We start from the raw sequence: 16,471 nt of genomic DNA on the forward strand, positions 1-16,471 counted from the left end.
AGTGAGAAAAACGCGATGAAGCCTATGCGAGTGCCTCTAGCGGAAGACCAGCCGCAGCAGACGCCGCTTCGCATCGCTGTACGGCGGGTAGACGAGCTGCAGCGTGTCGAGCTGCGTGGGCTTCACGAGCACCGACTTCTCGTGCGTGAACGTCTCGAACGAGCGTCGCCCGTGGTAGGCGCCCATCCCGCTCTCTCCGACTCCGCCGAAGGGCAGCGACGGCGCGGCAACGTGCGCCAGCGAGACGTTGATGCCGAGGCCGCCTGACGAGGTCTCCTGCTGAAAGCGGTGTGCGACGGCGTAGTCCTCGGCGTAGACGTACAGCGCCAGGGGCTTGTCGCGGTCGTTGATGAACCGGATGGCCTCGCTTGCGTCTTCGACGTCGAGCAGCGGCAGGATGGGGCCGAAGATCTCGTCGCGCATGAGCTCTGAGTCGGCGTCGACGTCGGTCATGACGGTCGGCTCGATCTTGTGGTCGTCGTGATTGATGCCGCCTCCGATCAGAATGCGGCCCTGCGTGAGCAGGCCGCGCAGGCGATCGAAGTGACGCTCATTGACGATGTGCGCGTAGTCGGGGTTGACTGCGCCAGCGGACCCCAGCTGCTCTGCGAGAGCCACGCGGAGGGCGTCTTCGAAGTCGCCTCGCACGGCTTTGTGCACGAGCACGTAGTCGGGCGCGATGCAGGTCTGGCCGGCGTTCATCGTCTTGGCCCACACGAGCCGGCGCGCAGTGACCAGCAGGTCGGCGCTCGAGTCGACGTAGACGGGGCTCTTGCCGCCCAGCTCGAGAACAGTCGGCGTGAGATGCTTCGCCGCGGCGGCCGCAACGATGCGGGCAACGCCTGAATTGCCCGTGTAGAAGATCAAGTCCCAGCGCTGCTCGAGCAGCTCGGTCGTTTCGTCGACAGCGCCTTCGACGACCTGCACTGCGCGGTGGTCGAGGTAGATGGGTGCAAGCGACGCCAGCAGCGCGCTGGTTGCCGGGGCGTGCTCGCTCGGCTTGATCACGACCGAGTTGCCGCCGGCCAGGGCACCCACCATCGGCAGAATCGTGAGCTGCACTGGATAGTTCCAGGGGCCGATCACGAGCGCTGCGCCGTATGGCTCGCGCACCGTCTGACCGTATGCGGGCTGCAGCGTGACCGGCACGGGCCGCGGCGACGGAAGCATCCACCGCCACAGGCTGCGCTTGGTCTTGCGGATCTCGCCCAGCACGAGCGAGATCTCGGTCATGTGCGCTTCGATGTCGCTCTTGCCGAGGTCGGCCGCGAGCGCGTGCTCCCAGAGCGAGATGTTCTGTGTGAGCATGCTGGCGACGCCGTCGAGCTGGTCGAGGCGCCAGTTGCGCGATGCCCAGAAGCGCGTTGAACGCTGTGAGCGCAGGTTGTCTGCGAGCTGGTCTATCCGAAGGTCTGCAGTCATACAGCCATTGTCACGGCTGCGGGCTCAGGAGCCAAGCCTGAGCTGAAACACGGCGAGGTGCGTGACCGTCTCGAAGCCGACCTGCTCGTTGACGCGCAGCATGTGGCGGTTCTCCTCGGCATTCATGGTGGTGACCGCCGTGGCGTGGGGTGCCTCCCGAATCAGCTGGTCGAGCCCGGCGAGCTTGATCAGCATGCCGAGCCGATGGCCCCGGTGCTCCTGCAGCACGATCAGGTTGTGCTGTCTTGCCAGCCCGTCCTCTGCGATGAGCATCTGCGTGTAGCCCACGAGCTCGCCGGATTCGATGTGCTCCGCCGCAGCGGTGAGCAGCGTTCGCCCGCCGCCGATCTTGTGCCGCTCGAACTCGGCGAGTCGCGCATCCGACCAGGTCTGCGCTTCGAGTTCTAGTGAGCCTGTGGGGGAGTCGGTCGACATGCGCTCGTGCAGGTGCCGCATGTCGGGTCTGTGGCGCGGGGGAGTCTCGCCGGTCCAGACGAGCGATCGGTAGCCGGCGGCGGATGCGGCGGCCGCGTCGAGCTGCGACTGCAGGCTCTCGAGGCGGTCGAGGCGAAGCCAGCTCGACCGGTACACCTGCGACAGCGCTGCTCCGCGACGGAGCCACGCCGCCGATTCCGGGTCGCTGCGCGAGACGCCGCCGAAACCGGTCTCGGCCATGACTTCGCCGTCGGCCGCTGCCTCGCCGCCGCCGAGCACGATCGTGCGGCCGATGCCTTTGGCGTGCTCAACGCTTGCGTCCACCAGCTGCTCGCAGACGTCCTCCCGGCGTGCGGCATCGAGGCTCGGATCGACGAACAGCATGGTGTCGGATGTGTGCGTCGACTCGGTCTGCGGCAGGAAGAGGTCGGCGAGACCCAGCACTCTGCCATCGTCTGCGGCGACGAGGGTCGTGACCGCTTCCGCTGACGTGCCCTGCCGCATGGTGAGGGCAAAGCGGCTGTTGAGCACGGGCGAGGCTGCTCCGTAGACGGCCTCGTTGCATCGCGCGACCAACTCGACTGCGGCGCGAAAGAAGTCGCCGCGATGCGACTGCTCGTCGGCAGTGTCGGGCAGCTCGAGTGTGGTGATCTGCATCATGCTGCTGCCTCCCGACGCTGCCAGGCGCCTTCGAATCCGATGGCTTCGAACCCGAGCTGCTCGTTCACATCGAGCATGTGCCTGTTCTCTTCGGCGTTCCAGGTCGTCACCCTCGTGCGCTCGGGGTGCTTCTCAAGCAGCTGCAGCAGGTTTGCGGCCTTGACGAGCGCGCCGAGTCGGTGTCCGCGGTGGTCTGCGTGCACGAGTGTGTCCTCCTGGAAGGCCACCTCGCGGCCAGCCCCCAAGGAGAGCAGCGTGAACGCGACCGGGGCACCGTGCGCGTCATAGGCGACAGCGTGCAGCAGCTGCCGCTGCATGTGCTCCAATGCGTTCTGCTCGTAGTCGGCCAGGCGCTTGGCGTCCCACTGCTCGGGCTCGACCTCGAGTGCGCCCGCCGGAACATCGGTCGACATGCGAGCATGCAGCTGCGCGAGCGACTCAAGCTCGTCGTCGGGGGTGCGTCCTGACCAGGTTCGCACGCTGTATCCGTCAGCCTTCTCGGCGGCCGTGTCGCGCATCCGCTCGAACATCGCAGGCGACTCGGCTCCGAGCCTCAGGGAGCTCATGCGCTCCACCTGCTCGAGGGCGAATCCGGCGCGCTCGAGGAAGCGCACTGATGGCGTGTCTGCCGGAACGACGCCCCAGCCAGTTGCGGCCGTGCGAGTCGGGCCGGGCGCCGGGGGATGCACGACCCACGTCTGCGTGGCGCTTCTGCCCTCTTCGTGCAGGAGCCTGTCGACTTCTGCAAGCAGCGCGGCTGCGACGCCACGGCTCCTGAAGCCCTCGTGCACGCCTACGTCGGCGTAGGCAGGCGCCTGCAGCTCGTGGAGGCTGACGTCGACTGCTCCTATGCCGATGACGTGCCCCTCGTGGATCGCCAGCAGCCGGTGCTGACGCTCTGAGGTCTGGCCCTTCGCCTGCCCGAGCGACTCGCGATAGGTCGCGGAGAAGTCGTCTGCCCCTCCGGTCTGCTCGCTGCTGATCGCATTGCGAAGGTCGACGTACTCGCGAAAGAGCCGTGCTGACTCGCTCGTGTCGTCGACATTCTCGGGGAGCTCGCGCTCAGCGATGGTGATCTGCAGGGTGCTCATGTGACTCATCGTTCTCTTCGCTGCCAGGCGCCTTCGACCAGAACCCGGCCGAAGCCGAGCTGATCGTTGACGGCCAGCATGTGCTGATTCTCTTCTGCGTTCCAGGTGATGACGCGGTCGAAGTTGGGATGCTCCTGGCGCAGCTGCAGCAGGTTCGCGGCCTTGACTCGCAACCCGAGGCTGTGGCCCCTGTGGTCGCCGTGCACGAGTGTGTCCTGCTGTATCGCCTGCCTGGTGCCGGTGTTCGGCAGCAGCAGCTTCGTGTAGGCGACGGATTCGTCGCCGTCGAACGCGGCGCCCTGCAGATAGCGTCTGCCCTGACCGTCGATCTCGTTGTGCTCGAATGCGGCAAGCCGATCTGCGTGCCAGACCTCTTCGACCGCTTCGAGGCCGCCGGCGGGCGCATCGGTAGACATGCGGGCGCCGAGCGCGGCCATGGTCTGCAGCAGATGCTTGGGGGTCTTGCCCTGCCAGGTCTCGAGTCGATACCCGGCAGACCGCGTCGTCGCGGCCTCGAGCTGCTCGGCGAGATGCTCGACAGAGGCAGCATCGAGCTCGAGCCGGCTCACACGCTCTGCCTGCTCGAGCGTGAAGCCGGCCTTCGTCAGTGCCTGCGCCTCCGCGTTGTCGGCAGGAATGCTGCCGTGCCCCGTCGATGCGACCAGCCTGGGGCCAGGCCCCTCCGGATGCTCGACGCCCAGCTGCGTGTACGCACGGCCCTCGTCGCGGATGACTGCAGCTGCGGCCGTCAGCAGCGCGGATCCGATGCCCTGCCTGCGGTGCTGGGGGAGCACGCTGATCAGCAGACGGGCCGGTGCATCCATCTCGTGGCGGCTCACTTCGACGCGGCACACGCCGACAACCCGATCGTCGACGACTGCCGCGAACCGGTGCTGCCGCTCCTCGACGCTGTCGCGCGCGCTCATGAACGTCTCGCGGTACGAGAAGTCAAGATCTGCCGACCCGCCCCAGGCCTCGCGGCGCACCAGATTGCGGGTGTCGACGAAGCCGCGGAAGAGCGCGGCAGCCGCTGACTCGTCGTCGATGCTCTCGGGCAGGGCGACTTCGTCGATGCGCATGCTCATGGTGTCCTAGGCCGCTCGCAGCTGACGAGTTTCGCGCCGGGCAGCCTTGCAGAATACATCGAGAGGGCATCCTCGCGATAGATTTGTGCGATCCGAGTGTCGTGGCAAGGAGTGCCGTGTATCTGAGAACCCTGACCGTGAAGGGCTTCAAGTCGTTCGCGCGCGCCACGACATTTCAGTTCGAACCCGGTGTTACCGCGGTCGTCGGCCCCAATGGGTCTGGCAAGTCGAACGTTGTCGATGCACTCGCATGGGTCATGGGCGAGCAGGGCGCGAAGACGCTGCGCGGCGGCAAGATGGAAGACGTCATCTTCGCTGGCACCTCGACACAGGGGCCGCTGTCGCGTGCGCACGTTGAGCTCACGATCGACAACACCGACGGCGCGCTGCCCATCGAGTACACCGAGGTGCAGATCTCGCGCACGCTGTTTCGAAACGGAGGCAGCGAGTATGCGATCAACGGCGAGTCGGTGCGCCTGCTCGACGTGCAGGAGCTGCTGAGCGACTCGGGGCTCGGCCGAGAGATGCACGTGATCGTCGGGCAGGGCCAGCTCGACAACGTGCTGCAGGCGACCCCTCAGGACCGCCGGGGCTACATCGAAGAGGCCGCCGGCATTCTCAAACACCGTCGCCGCAAGGAGAAGACGCTGCGCAAGCTCGAGGCCATGCAGCAGAACCTGACGAGGCTGGGCGACCTGATCGGCGAGATCCGCAGGCAGCTGAAGCCGCTCGGGGCGCAGGCCGAGATCGCCCGCGAGGCGCAGACGGTGCAGGCAGACGTGCGCGACGCCAGGGCGCAGCTCTACGCATACGAGGTCGGTCTGCTCAAGAAGACCCTCGAGAAGGCGTCGACGTCTGAGCAGCAGCGAAAGAACGAGCGACTCGTGCTGCAGGAGCAGCTCGACCGCGCGAAGCTTCGAGCAGGCCGGATCGAAGAGCAGATGATCGGCGACGAAGTCGACAAGGCGCGCACGATCGTGCACCGGCTCGAGAGCGTGCGCACGAGGCTGCAGTCGCTCGAGGCGCTGGCGAACCAGCAGCGAACGCTCCTTGCGGCATCCGACGACGACGCACAGGCCGATCACGGCGGAGTCACGGCTGAGGCTGTCGACGCCGCAGTGCGCGAGGCGGCTGAGTACGAAGACCGCGTTGCCGAGCTGCAGTCGCTGGCGGCGGCCAAGGCGTCTGCGGTTGCGCGCGCCAAGGCCAGCCTCGACGCACTCGATGACGAGATCGCCCAGCAGTCGGCGCTCGTGTCGAAGCACGACCTCGAGCTGGCAGGCAAGCGCTCGGCCGTTGAGGTCGCCACGTCGACGCAGAGCGCACGGCAGAACGACCGCGAGCGCAGAGCGGCGGCGGTCGAGCAGGCGCGCGAGCGTCTCGAGCATGCAGAAGCCCATGCGGCCGAGGCAGGCGACGACGAGGGCGACGCAGGAGACACGGATGCGCTCACAGCCGCGTACAGGGCCGCAGACGAGCGCGCATCGGCGTTGCAGCAAGGGCTCGACTCGAGCCGTGAGCAGCTGCACGCGAAGGAGCGCGAGCGCGATTCGCTGGCTGCCAAGGCGCAGGCACTGTCGATGGCGCTGCAGGCCAAGAGCGCCGCGTCGGCCATTCTCGAAGCGGGCCTCGACGGGGTGCTCGGCACCGTCGCCGAGCGGATCACCGTGAAGAAGGGCTATGAGGCGGCGATAGCGGCGGCGCTCGGCTCCCTCGCCGAAGCAGTGCTCGTCGAGAGTCGCGATCACGCTGTCGCAGCCGCTGAGTCTGCTGCGAGCGGAGACCTGGGCCGGGCCGAGCTCGTCGTGGCTGGCGCGGCGACCATGGTCGAGCGCGCACCGAAGACCACCCTGAAGCACGCGTATGACGTGCTCGAGGCGCCAGAGGGCGTGCGCGGCATCCTGGCATTCACGTTCATCGCCGATGACCTGCAGCAGGCGGCCTCTGCGGGCCCCGAGCTTGCAGCGCTCGAGCTGGGCGGCCCGATCACCGTCGTGACGCGATCCGGCGACGTGATGACCGAGCACATCGTCAGGGGCGGTTCCGGCAAGGACACCTCCCGGCTCGAGCTGGCGGCCCAGCGCGATGAGGCGCAGACTGCGCTCGACTCGCTCTCGGTCGAGATCGAAGCCGATGCGGGTGCCCTCGACGACATCCGCCACGACCAGCAGGAGGCCAAGCGGTCTGCGCAGGAGTCGCTCGACCGACTGCGCGAGCACGATGCGGCAAGTGCTGCACGGGGCCAGGAGCGATCACGGGCCCGGGCACAGCTTGAGTCGGCCAAGGCCGAGCTGACCCGTGCCACACAGGCCCTTGCGGACTCCGAAGCGCAGGCTGAGGCGGCGACACGAGCCGTTGCCGATGCGCAGCGGGGTCTCGAGGAGTTCGAGCAGCAGCCTCGCCCCATGCTCGATGCATCTGCCCGAGGCGAACTCGTCGACGAGCTCGAGACCGCACGGAGCGACGAGACTGAGCTGCGCATCCAGCTTGAGACGGCACGAGAGCGAGTCCGCACCGAACGCCAGCGGGCCGCCGATCTCGGCCGCGAGATCGAGGCGCAGCGCGCCCGCGCCGAGGAGCAGGCACGTCGCGCTGTGCTCCGCGAGCGCGGAAGGATTCGCGCCGAGCGGGTCGCGAACGCGCTGCCGCGAGTGCTGCAGTCGATCGACGGGTCGCTCGAAGAGGCACGGCTCGAGCTCGCGCACAAGGAGTCGTCGCGGCGACAGAACTCTGAAGCTCTCGGAGCACTGCGACGCGAGCAGTCCGAACTCGCCGACCGCATCCGCGAACTCACTGACGACGTGCACGGGCTCGAGATGCAGACGTACGAGCAGCGGCTGCAGCTGTCGAATCTCGTCGAGCGCAGCGCGAGCGAGCTGGGCCTGTCAGAGAACGACCTGCTGAGCGAGTACGAGCCAGGGGAGGACTTCGACAGGAGCGAGCAGCAGCAGCGACTCAAGGAGGCCGAGCGCAGACTCGCGCGGCTCGGCAAGGTCAACCCGCTGGCGCTCGAAGAGTTCGCAGCGCTCGAGCAGCGACACCAGTTTCTGACCGAGCAGCTCACCGACCTGACGCAGACCCGCGAAGACCTGCAGCAGATCATCGGTGACCTCGACGTCAAGATGGAGCGCATCTTCGGCGAGGCATTCGAAGACACCAAGGCGGCCTTCAACGAGGTGTTCCCGATCCTGTTCCCGGGCGGCAGCGGCTCGCTCGCGCTCACCGACCCCGACAACCTGCTCGAGACGGGGGTTGAGGTGACAGTGCGGCCCGCTGGCAAGAAGATCGACCGCCTCTCGCTGCTCTCGGGCGGCGAGCGGTCGCTGGCTGCGGTCGCGTTCATGGTTGCGATCTTCCAGGCGCGGCCGAGCCCGTTCTACATCATGGACGAGGTCGAAGCCGCCCTCGACGACGCGAACCTCGGTCGTCTGCTCGGCGTCTTCGAGCGTCTGCGCGACTCGAGCCAGCTGATCATCATCACGCACCAGAAGCGCACGATGGAGATCGCGGATGCGCTTTACGGCGTCTCGATGCGCCAGGATGGGATCACGCAGGTCGTCGGTCAGAGAACGACCCGCGAAGTTGACTAAGGTAAGCCTTACCTAATAGATTGGGAACGTTGGGCGCTGCCACTGACGGAGCACCCATTCTTCTGCCGTGAACTTGCAACGGCGATGCGCACAGCTGCCATCTGACAAAAGGAAACAGTCATGTCTCAGAACCGATCGATAATCGCCGTGTCTGCCCTCGCAGCCGCCGCAGTTGCCCTGACAGGATGCGCCACCGGCACAGAAGCGGCAGAGGCGCCGCAAGCCGACACGATCACCGTCGAAGACAACTCCGGTCAGATCGAGGTTCCGGCTGACCCCACATCCGTCATCGCCCTCGACAACCGCTCGTTCGAGACGCTCGACGCCTGGGGGATCGAGCTCTCGGCAGCAGCCGTCTCGCTCATGCCCGACACGATCGGCTACACGACCGATGAGTCGCTCATCGACATCGGCAACCACCGCGAGCCCGACCTCGAGCAGATCGTGGCGGTGCAGCCCGACCTCATCATCTCGGGGCAGCGCTTCTCGCAGTTCAACGAGCAGATGGCTGAGCTCGCACCAGACGCCGTCATCGTCGACCTCGAGCCTCGTGAGGGCGAGCCATTCGCCGATGAGCTGAAGCGCCAGATCACGGTGCTCGGCGAGATCTTCGACAAGCAGGACGAAGCCAGCGCCATGGTCGCCGACTTCGACGCCGCCATCGACCGTGCAGCCGCCGCATACGATTCGGCAGACACCGTGATGGCGCTCAACGCCTCCGGCGGAGAGCTCGGCTACCTCGCACCTGGCGTCGGCCGCACGCTGGGTCCCGTGTTCGACATCCTCGCGCTCACTCCGGCACTCGAGGTCGCTGACGCGAGCGACGACCACCAGGGCGACGACATTTCGGTCGAGGCTGTCGCAGATTCAAACCCGGACTGGATCCTGGTGATGGACCGCGACGCGGCAGTGTCGGCAGACGACCCCGAGTACTCGCCCGCCGCATCCGTCATCGAAGACTCCGAGGCGCTCGCCCGCGTCAGCGCAGTCGAGCAGGGCCAGATCGTCTACATGCCAGCAGACACCTACACGAACGAGGGACTTCAGACCTACACAGAGTTCTTCAACGACTTCGCTGACGCCCTCGAGGCCGCGAAGTAGCGCACCCCCTTCATGACGAGCCAGACGCTGCCCGACCGAGAGACACGCTCTCGGTCGCGGCAGCGTCTTCTCGACTGGAAGCTGCTGGTCGGCGTCGCAGTCGTCGTGGGCCTCCTGGTGCTGTCGCTCTACACAGGTGTCTACGACGTCGTGGGTGCTGAAGACGGCGGCGAGATGTTCGCGATCACGCGCATCCCGCGCACCGTGGCGATCATGCTGGCCGGTGCGGCCATGGCGATGTCGGGCCTGGTGATGCAGCTGCTGACGCAGAACCGGTTCGTCGAGCCGACGACCACGGGCACGACCGAGTGGGCGGGCCTCGGCCTGCTTGCGGTCATGCTGCTGTTCCCCGGTGCGAGCATCTCGATGCGGATGCTCGGCGCAGTGCTGGCGGCGTTCGTCGGCACGATGGTCTTCTTCCTGTTCCTGCGACGCGTCTCGCTCAGGTCGTCGCTGATCGTTCCGATCGTGGGGATCATGCTGGGCGCTGTCGTCGCATCCGTGTCGACCTTCATCGCGCTGCAGACCGACACGCTGCAGAACCTGGGCGTGTGGTTCGCGGGCAGCTTCACGTCGGTCATGCGCGGCCAGTACGAGTTCCTCTGGGTTGTCGCGGTCGTCGCAGCCGCCGTGTTCTTCGTCGCCGACCGATTCACGATCGCAGGCCTCGGCGAAGAGGTCTCGACGAATGTCGGGCTCAACTACCACCGCGTCGTGCTGCTCGGCACCGTGCTGATCGCGATCGCCACCGGCGTGGTCACCGTCGTGGTCGGCAACCTCCCGTTCCTCGGGCTCATCGTGCCGAACGTCGTCTCGATGGTTCGCGGCGACGACCTTCGCAGCAATCTGCCGTGGGTGTGCCTGCTGGGCATCGCCATCGTCACCGTCTGCGACCTCGTGAGCCGCACGATCATCGCACCGTTCGAGGTGCCGGTGTCGCTCATCCTGGGCATCCTCGGAGCCGTTGTCTTCGTCGCCCTGATCCTGAAGCAGCGCCGTCGTGGCTGAAACAGCGCAGGCCGTCGACACGACGCGCGAGTCGGGCCCGCTGCCATCCCCAAGGGCGCGACGCCGCTATGCGATCGTGCTCGCATCGCTCATCGTCCTCGCGGTCGTCTTCGGCGCGGGGCTGCTCGTCTGGGACAACCCGGTGCCGTTCGGCACTGCGGGCTTCTGGAAGGTCGCCGAGCTGCGCGGCACGAGCATCATCGTCATGGGGGTCGTCGCCGTGTGCCAGGCGACCGCGACCGTGAGCTTCCAGACGGTCACGAACAACCGCATCGTCACACCGTCGATCATGGGCTTCGAGTCGCTCTACGTCGCAGTGCAGACGTCATCTGTCTACTTTCTCGGTGCCGCCGGCATCCTCGCCGTGCAGGGGCGCATCCAGTTCGTGCTGCAGATCGCGCTCATGGTCGGCTTCTCGCTGCTGCTCTACGGCTGGCTGCTCTCGGGCAGGTTCGGCAGCATCCACGTCATGCTGCTGATCGGCATCGTGATCGGAGGAGGGCTCGGATCAGTCTCGGCGTTCATGCAGCGGCTGCTGACGCCCAGCGAGTTCGACGTGCTCACAGCCCGCCTGTTCGGCAACGTCTCGAACGCCAACCCCGACGATCTGCCTGTGGCGATCCCGCTGTGCATTGCGGCAGCAGCGCTGCTCTGGCTGCGGTCGCGACGGCTGAACGTCGTGGCGCTCGGGCGCAACGTGAGCACAGCGCTCGGCATCAGGCACAGGTCTGAAGTCATGATCACGCTGCTGCTGGTGTCGGTGCTGATGGCCGTGTCGACGGCGCTGGTCGGCCCCATGACCTTCCTCGGATTCCTCGTCGCGACCCTCGCATACCAGTTCGCCGACACCTACGATCACAAGCGCATCTTCCCGATCGCGGTGCTGATCGGATTCGTCGTGCTCGCCGGGTCGTACTTCATCATGAGGCACGTGTTCTACGCACAGGGAGTGGTCTCGATCATCATCGAGCTCATCGGCGGAAGCGTGTTCCTGATCGTGATTCTCAGAAAGGGCAGACTGTGATCAAGCTGCAGGGCGTCTGCAAGTCATACGGGGACGAAGTGACGATCGGCCCGGTCGATCTCGAGATCCCGCGCGGGGGAGTGACGGCGCTCGTCGGCCCCAACGGCGCGGGCAAGTCGACCCTGCTGACCATGATGGGGCGGCTGCTGAAGCCCGACGCTGGCTCGATTGAGATCGGCGGCCATGGTGTGGGCACCACGCCGTCGAAGGAGCTCGCGCGCGTTGTCTCGATCCTGCGGCAGGAGAATCACTTCATCACCCGGCTCACGGTTCGCCAGCTGGTCGGCTTCGGGCGCTTTCCGCACACCAAGGGGCGGCTGAAGCCAGAAGACGAGGAGCACGTGAGTCGGGCCATCGACTTCGTCGACATGCACGGCCTCGAGCACCGTTACCTCGATGAGCTCTCGGGCGGTCAGCGACAGCGCGCATACGTTGCGATGGTGCTGGCGCAGGACACGGAGTACCTGCTGCTCGACGAGCCGCTCAACAACCTCGATCTGCGTCACTCGGTGCAGATGATGAAGCACCTGAAGCGGGCGGCCGACGAGCTGGGACGCACGATCGTCATCGTCGTGCACGACATCAACTTCGCAGGCCACTACGCCGACCGCATCTGCGCCATGAAAGACGGGCGTATCGTCGAGTTCGGGCCCGCCGACGACGTCATGACCCGCGACACCCTGACCCGTGTCTTCGACACCCCTGTGCAGATGGTCGAAGGACCCAACGGCAAGCTCGCGGTCTACTACTGAGATGATCGTTGCGTGACCCAAGACGCACTCTTCGCCTCGCTCAGCCGGCATCCCGACGTCGAAGCCGACAACCTCTTCGCATATGATTCGGCAGACGCGCTGATCCTCGATGAGGCAGGCGATCTCAGCGGGCTCGGCGTCACCGTCGTCGGCGACCGCTACGGCGCGCTCACGCTGGGTGCGCTCGTGCGAGGCGCGAGGCACGTGCGCGTGCACCAGGACTCGATCGTGGGAGAACGAGCACTGCTGGGCAATGCTGGCCATGCGGGCCGCTCGGAGTTCGAGCAGCTGCCGCTCGCGTCGTCACTCGTGTCGGATGCGCGGCTCGTCCTGGTGCAGCTGCCCCGGTCGCTGAACGCGCTGGAAGAGATCGCTGAGCTGATTGCCGCACACGCGCATCCGGGTGTCCGTGTCGTGGCAGGCGGCCGCGTCAAGCACATGAGCCTTGGCATGAACGACGTGCTCGCGCGCAGCTTCGACACGGTGCAGGCGTCGCGCGGCGTGCGCAAGGCTCGCGTGCTGCATGCATCCGGGCCTCGTGCTGCCGCGCCGACATGGCCGAGGCGCGAGACGCACGACGCGGGCGGCACACAGGTGACGGTCGTGGCGCACGGAGCGGCATTCGCCGGCGCATCCATCGACATCGGGGCGCAGACCCTGATCGAGTGCTTCAGCCAGATGCCGGAGGCTGCCGAGGTGATCGATCTCGCCTGTGGCACGGGGGTGCTGGGAGCCACCCTCGCGCTGCAGCGACCGCAGCTGCTCGTGCACGCGTTCGACGCATCCGCCGCCGCTGTCGACTCTGCCCGCGCGAGCGCCGAATCGAACGGACTTGCCGAGCGCATGTCCGTCACGCGCGCCGATGGCCTCGAGGGCGTTGCCTCGGGTTCGGCGCAGCTCGTACTGCTGAACCCGCCGTTTCACATCGGCGCCACGGTGCACACCGGCATTGCCGAGCGGCTGATCGCCGACGCCATGCGCGTGCTGGCTCCTGGCGGCGAGCTGTGGTGCGTGTGGAACAGCCACCTCGGCTATCGGGGCCTGCTCGATTCGCTGGGGCAGACGCGGCAGATCGTGAGAAACAGCAAGTTCACGGTCACTGCGACGCGCGCATGAGCGAGACGAGCCCCCGCAACCCGCGCCGGCAGGAGTTCACGGGAGTCGAGCGCGCGATCGACGCGTGGGCCGCGGAGCGCCTGCGCAGACGCGGCCGCTCCAGGTGGCGACGGGTGGTGCTCGAGCTGCTCGTGTTCGGCGCCAAGCAGGCGTGGGCCTGCGTGTTCGGTGCGCTGATGCTCGTGGGAATCGTGGCTGCGAGGCTCTGGTGGCCAGACGACGCTGCCGTTGCGAGAAATGATGCGCTGACGGTCTACGCAGTGCTGATCCAGGTCGTCATGCTCGCGACGAGGCTCGAGACCGCGCGGGAGCTGTGGGTGATCATGCTCTTCCACGTCGCAGGAACCGGCATGGAGCTGTTCAAGACCGACGTGGGCTCGTGGTCCTACGAAGCCGAAGGGGTGCTTCGGCTGGGCGCTGTGCCCCTGTTCACAGGCTTCATGTACGCGTCAGTCGGCTCATACATGGTGCGAACGATGCGCATGTTCGACCTGCGGTTCAGCCACTACCCGCCGCTGGCCGTCACGATCGTCATCGGCGCGCTCATCTACGCGAACTTCTTCGCCCACCACTACGTCTTCGACTTCAGGTGGCTGCTGCTGGGCGCTGTCGTGATCGCGTGGGGTCGATGCATGATGCACTTCAGGGTGCACAGGCGGCGATTCCGGATGCCCGTGCTGGTCGCGTTCGCGCTGGTTGCGGTGTTCATCTGGTTCGCAGAGAACATCGCGACCTCTGCGGGGGCCTGGGCATACCCTGACCAGGTCGACGGCTGGACGATGGTCTCGCCCCAGAAGATCGTCAGCTGGTTCCTGCTGATGATCATCTCGGTCGTCCTGGTCACGTTCGTGCACAGGCCCCGCAGTCCCGATCAGGACGAAGAGGTCGGGTCCTGACTGTCGTACTCGCGACGGAGGGCGTCGCGCTGCTCGTCTGACAGGTCGGTCTTCACCGCGTCGAGCAGCGTCTCGCGATCGAACTCCTCGGGGTGCGCCTCGTTGCCCTGAGCGTCGACGATGCGCACGGCTCCGTTGCTCTCATCGAGCTGGAGGGGGCGCATGAACGACGTGCCGGCCGCGTTGACGATGTGATAGTGACCTGACTCGTCGACCTCGGCGTCCGAAGGACCGAAGTGGAGCGGTTCGGCATCGGCCCCGCCGGACTTTACATCCATGCGGTTCTTGACGAGCGACGCGACGATGGCGATGGCCATGGCGGCCACGATCACGACCAGGGAGTGCCAGGTCTCGATGTGGGGGACCCACCCGATGGGCTCTCCGCCGTTCAGCCACGGGAGCTCGTTTGCCTCCATCGCGTGGAAGACGAGCTTCACGCCGATGAAGCCGAGGATCGCAGCGATGCCGTAGTGGAGGTACACCAGGCGGTCGAGGAGGCCGCCGAGCAGGAAGTAGAGCTGGCGAAGGCCCATGAGCGCGAAGATGTTGCAGGCGAAGACCAGGAACGGATCGGTCGTGACCGAGAAGATCGCGGGAATCGAGTCGATCGCGAAGAGCAGGTCGGTCGTGCCGAGCGCCAGGATGACCATGAGCATCGGCGTGAAGTAGCGGTGGCCCTCGTACTGGATGCGAACCTTGCCGCCGCGCCATTCGTCGGTCATGCGCACGCGCTTCTTCAGGATGCGGATGAGCAGGTTGTCCTTGGCGCCTTCGTCCTCTTCGCCACCGAACGCCTGCTTCCAGGCGACGTAGACGAGGTAGGCGCCGAAGATGTAGAACACCCACGAGAACGACTCGATGATCTGCACGCCGACGACGATGAAGATGCCGCGGAGCACGATCGCGATCATGATGCCGATCATCAGCACGCGCTGTTGCATCTCCTTCGGCACCGCGAACTTGGCCAGGATGATGATGAAGACGAAGAGGTTGTCGATCGAGAGCGAGTACTCGAGCAGCCAGCCGGTGACGAACTCGCCAGCCTTCTGCGAATCGCCCATGACGAACAGCACTCCCGCGAAGAGGAGTGCCAGCGAGACGTAGATCGCCACCCAGACGGTCGCCTCCTTCATGGAGGGAACGTGGGGGCGCTTGACGACGATGAGGAGATCGAAGATCAGGATTGCGACGAGGATCGACATGGAGACGATCTCGAAGATGGCGTACGGAGTCACTGAATTCCTTTGTGGAGGGTACGGGGAACTGCCTCCGTCTCTCCCGCGCAAGGCATGAAGCCTGTCTGCGCCGCAACACCCGGTCGGACTGCACTGCCCAACGTGATGACGGATGCTGCGAGATGGGGTACTCCCGTTGCGCTGTCGAGTGTAGCCCACTTGACTCGCCTAGCATGGAGGCATGGCACAGAAATGGTCGCTCTCAGGAGCGCTTCGCGGAATGTTCGCACGAGAGACGATCACAGAAGACACCTGGGACGACCTCGAGACGGCGCTCATCACGGCCGATTTCGGGCCGACCATCACAGAAGAGGTCATTGACAGCCTCCGCGCAGACGTCGACCGCTTTCGCACCGACGACCCCCGCGATCTGCAGCGCATGCTGCGTGAGCGCCTCGAGGAGCGGTTCGCGCAGTACGACCCCACGCTGAACCTGAAGGAGCGGCCGGCAGTCGTGCTCGTGGTCGGGGTGAACGGCGTCGGCAAGACGACGACGATCGGCAAGTTCGCGAAGTTCCTGACCGTTCGCGGCCAGAGCGTCATCGTGGGCGCCGCCGACACATTCCGTGCCGCAGCCGTCGAGCAGCTCGCGACCTGGGCTGAGCGAGGCGGGGCGAGCATCATCAAGCCCGAGCGCGAGGGCCAGGACCCAGCGTCGGTCGCATTCCAGACCGTCGCCGCGGCGCAGCAGCAGGGCATCTCGATGTGCCTGATCGACACGGCTGGCCGCCTGCAGACCAAGGGCGGGCTCATGGACGAGCTCTCGAAGGTGCGCCGCGTCATCGAGAAGCAGGCGCCGGTGTCTGAGGTGCTGCTGGTGCTCGACGCCACGACTGGGCAGAACGGCGTGTCGCAGGCCGAGGCGTTCATCGAGCACGCCGGCGTGACCGGGCTCGTGATCACGAAGCTCGACGGCAGTGCCAAGGGCGGCTTCGTGCTTGCGGTGCAGGAGCGCACCGGCCTGCCGATCAAGCTGATCGGCCAGGGCGAGGGCATCGACGACCTGACGGGCTTCACCGGCCACGTGTTCGTGCAGCAGCTCGTCGGCTGACGGTC

Annotated in this window: 13 protein-coding genes; 8 read left to right on the forward strand and 5 right to left on the reverse strand. The window is 66.3% G+C overall.

The genetic code is table 11. The annotated features are described in order from the left end of the window. Nucleotides 1-36 precede the first annotated feature (36 nt). The 4 genes from CZ674_RS05175 to CZ674_RS05190 are packed head-to-tail and all read right to left on the reverse strand — an operon-like array spanning nucleotide 37 to nucleotide 4,693. Nucleotides 37-1,422, reverse strand: coding sequence for an aldehyde dehydrogenase family protein (locus CZ674_RS05175; protein WP_086991468.1), 1,386 nt, complete (start codon nucleotides 1,420-1,422; stop codon nucleotides 37-39). Between the two features lie 24 nt (nucleotides 1,423-1,446). Beyond that, nucleotides 1,447-2,517, reverse strand: a complete 1,071-nt coding sequence (locus CZ674_RS05180) for a GNAT family N-acetyltransferase (RefSeq protein WP_086991469.1) — start codon at nucleotides 2,515-2,517, stop codon at nucleotides 1,447-1,449. Further along, complete coding sequence (locus CZ674_RS05185) at nucleotides 2,514-3,608, reverse strand: GNAT family N-acetyltransferase (RefSeq protein WP_086991470.1); 1,095 nt, start codon at nucleotides 3,606-3,608, stop codon at nucleotides 2,514-2,516. Before CZ674_RS05185 ends, CZ674_RS05180 begins: the two co-directional genes overlap by 4 nt. A gap of 5 nt (nucleotides 3,609-3,613) precedes the next feature. Then, entirely contained in the window at nucleotides 3,614-4,693 is a 1,080-nt protein-coding gene (locus CZ674_RS05190) for a GNAT family N-acetyltransferase (protein ID WP_086991471.1), read from the reverse strand. A 116-nt stretch (nucleotides 4,694-4,809) separates the two neighbouring features. Here CZ674_RS05190 and smc point away from each other — a divergent pair, with 116 nt between their 5' ends. The 7 genes from smc (at nucleotide 4,810) to CZ674_RS05225 (ending at nucleotide 14,180) form a co-directional block, all read left to right on the forward strand. Further along, nucleotides 4,810-8,283, forward strand: a complete 3,474-nt coding sequence (gene smc / locus CZ674_RS05195) for a chromosome segregation protein SMC (RefSeq protein ID WP_086991472.1) — start codon at nucleotides 4,810-4,812, stop codon at nucleotides 8,281-8,283. Between the two features lie 120 nt (nucleotides 8,284-8,403). Continuing rightward, on the forward strand, nucleotides 8,404-9,384 hold the full coding sequence (locus tag CZ674_RS05200; protein ID WP_086991473.1) for a siderophore ABC transporter substrate-binding protein: 981 nt from the start codon (nucleotides 8,404-8,406) through the stop codon (nucleotides 9,382-9,384). Nucleotides 9,385-9,396: 12 nt separating this feature from the next. After that, the gene (locus tag CZ674_RS05205) at nucleotides 9,397-10,392 is read left to right on the forward strand and encodes an ABC transporter permease (protein WP_086991474.1); all 996 of its coding nucleotides are present in this window, start codon (nucleotides 9,397-9,399) and stop codon (nucleotides 10,390-10,392) included. Then, a complete protein-coding gene (locus tag CZ674_RS05210) occupies nucleotides 10,385-11,416 on the forward strand; it encodes an iron chelate uptake ABC transporter family permease subunit (RefSeq protein ID WP_086991475.1) in 1,032 nt (343 codons plus the stop codon). The genes CZ674_RS05205 and CZ674_RS05210 overlap by 8 nt, the downstream gene beginning before the upstream one ends. Continuing rightward, nucleotides 11,413-12,168: an iron ABC transporter ATP-binding protein gene (locus CZ674_RS05215; protein ID WP_086991476.1), complete on the forward strand. Its 756-nt coding sequence runs from the start codon at nucleotides 11,413-11,415 to the stop codon at nucleotides 12,166-12,168. The genes CZ674_RS05210 and CZ674_RS05215 overlap by 4 nt, the downstream gene beginning before the upstream one ends. Before the next feature lie 12 nt (nucleotides 12,169-12,180). Then, complete coding sequence (locus CZ674_RS05220; protein ID WP_086991477.1) at nucleotides 12,181-13,284, forward strand: class I SAM-dependent methyltransferase; 1,104 nt, start codon at nucleotides 12,181-12,183, stop codon at nucleotides 13,282-13,284. Next, complete coding sequence (locus CZ674_RS05225; RefSeq protein WP_086991478.1) at nucleotides 13,281-14,180, forward strand: DUF817 domain-containing protein; 900 nt, start codon at nucleotides 13,281-13,283, stop codon at nucleotides 14,178-14,180. Before CZ674_RS05220 ends, CZ674_RS05225 begins: the two co-directional genes overlap by 4 nt. Here CZ674_RS05225 and CZ674_RS05230 read toward each other — a convergent pair. Further along, on the reverse strand, nucleotides 14,156-15,415 hold the full coding sequence (locus CZ674_RS05230; RefSeq protein WP_407640214.1) for a TerC family protein: 1,260 nt from the start codon (nucleotides 15,413-15,415) through the stop codon (nucleotides 14,156-14,158). The two genes, CZ674_RS05225 and CZ674_RS05230, sit on opposite strands and share 25 nt — an antisense overlap. Nucleotides 15,416-15,596: 181 nt before the next feature. On the opposite strand from CZ674_RS05230, the gene ftsY reads away from it, so the two are divergent. Beyond that, nucleotides 15,597-16,466 (forward strand): signal recognition particle-docking protein FtsY, encoded by an 870-nt coding sequence (gene ftsY, locus CZ674_RS05235; protein ID WP_086991479.1) that lies wholly within the window; start codon nucleotides 15,597-15,599, stop codon nucleotides 16,464-16,466. Nucleotides 16,467-16,471: the final 5 nt, after the last annotated feature.

The organism is Agrococcus casei LMG 22410 (assembly GCF_900163565.1).
Taxonomy (GTDB): Bacteria; Actinomycetota; Actinomycetes; order Actinomycetales; family Microbacteriaceae; genus Agrococcus; species Agrococcus casei.

What these genes read in the sequence shown, in the direction of transcription:
- CZ674_RS05185 (WP_086991470.1), bottom strand. Translation starts at nt 3,608, where the DNA reads ATGAGCACCCTGCAGATCACCATCGCTGAGCGCGAGCTCCCCGAGAAT.
- CZ674_RS05190 (WP_086991471.1), bottom strand. Translation starts at nt 4,693, where the DNA reads ATGAGCATGCGCATCGACGAAGTCGCCCTGCCCGAGAGCATCGACGAC.
- CZ674_RS05175 (WP_086991468.1), bottom strand. Translation starts at nt 1,422, where the DNA reads ATGACTGCAGACCTTCGGATAGACCAGCTCGCAGACAACCTGCGCTCA.
- CZ674_RS05180 (WP_086991469.1), bottom strand. Translation starts at nt 2,517, where the DNA reads ATGATGCAGATCACCACACTCGAGCTGCCCGACACTGCCGACGAGCAG.
- CZ674_RS05205 (WP_086991474.1), top strand. Translation starts at nt 9,397, where the DNA reads ATGACGAGCCAGACGCTGCCCGACCGAGAGACACGCTCTCGGTCGCGG.
- ftsY (WP_086991479.1), top strand. Translation starts at nt 15,597, where the DNA reads ATGGCACAGAAATGGTCGCTCTCAGGAGCGCTTCGCGGAATGTTCGCA.
- CZ674_RS05200 (WP_086991473.1), top strand. Translation starts at nt 8,404, where the DNA reads ATGTCTCAGAACCGATCGATAATCGCCGTGTCTGCCCTCGCAGCCGCC.
- CZ674_RS05225 (WP_086991478.1), top strand. Translation starts at nt 13,281, where the DNA reads ATGAGCGAGACGAGCCCCCGCAACCCGCGCCGGCAGGAGTTCACGGGA.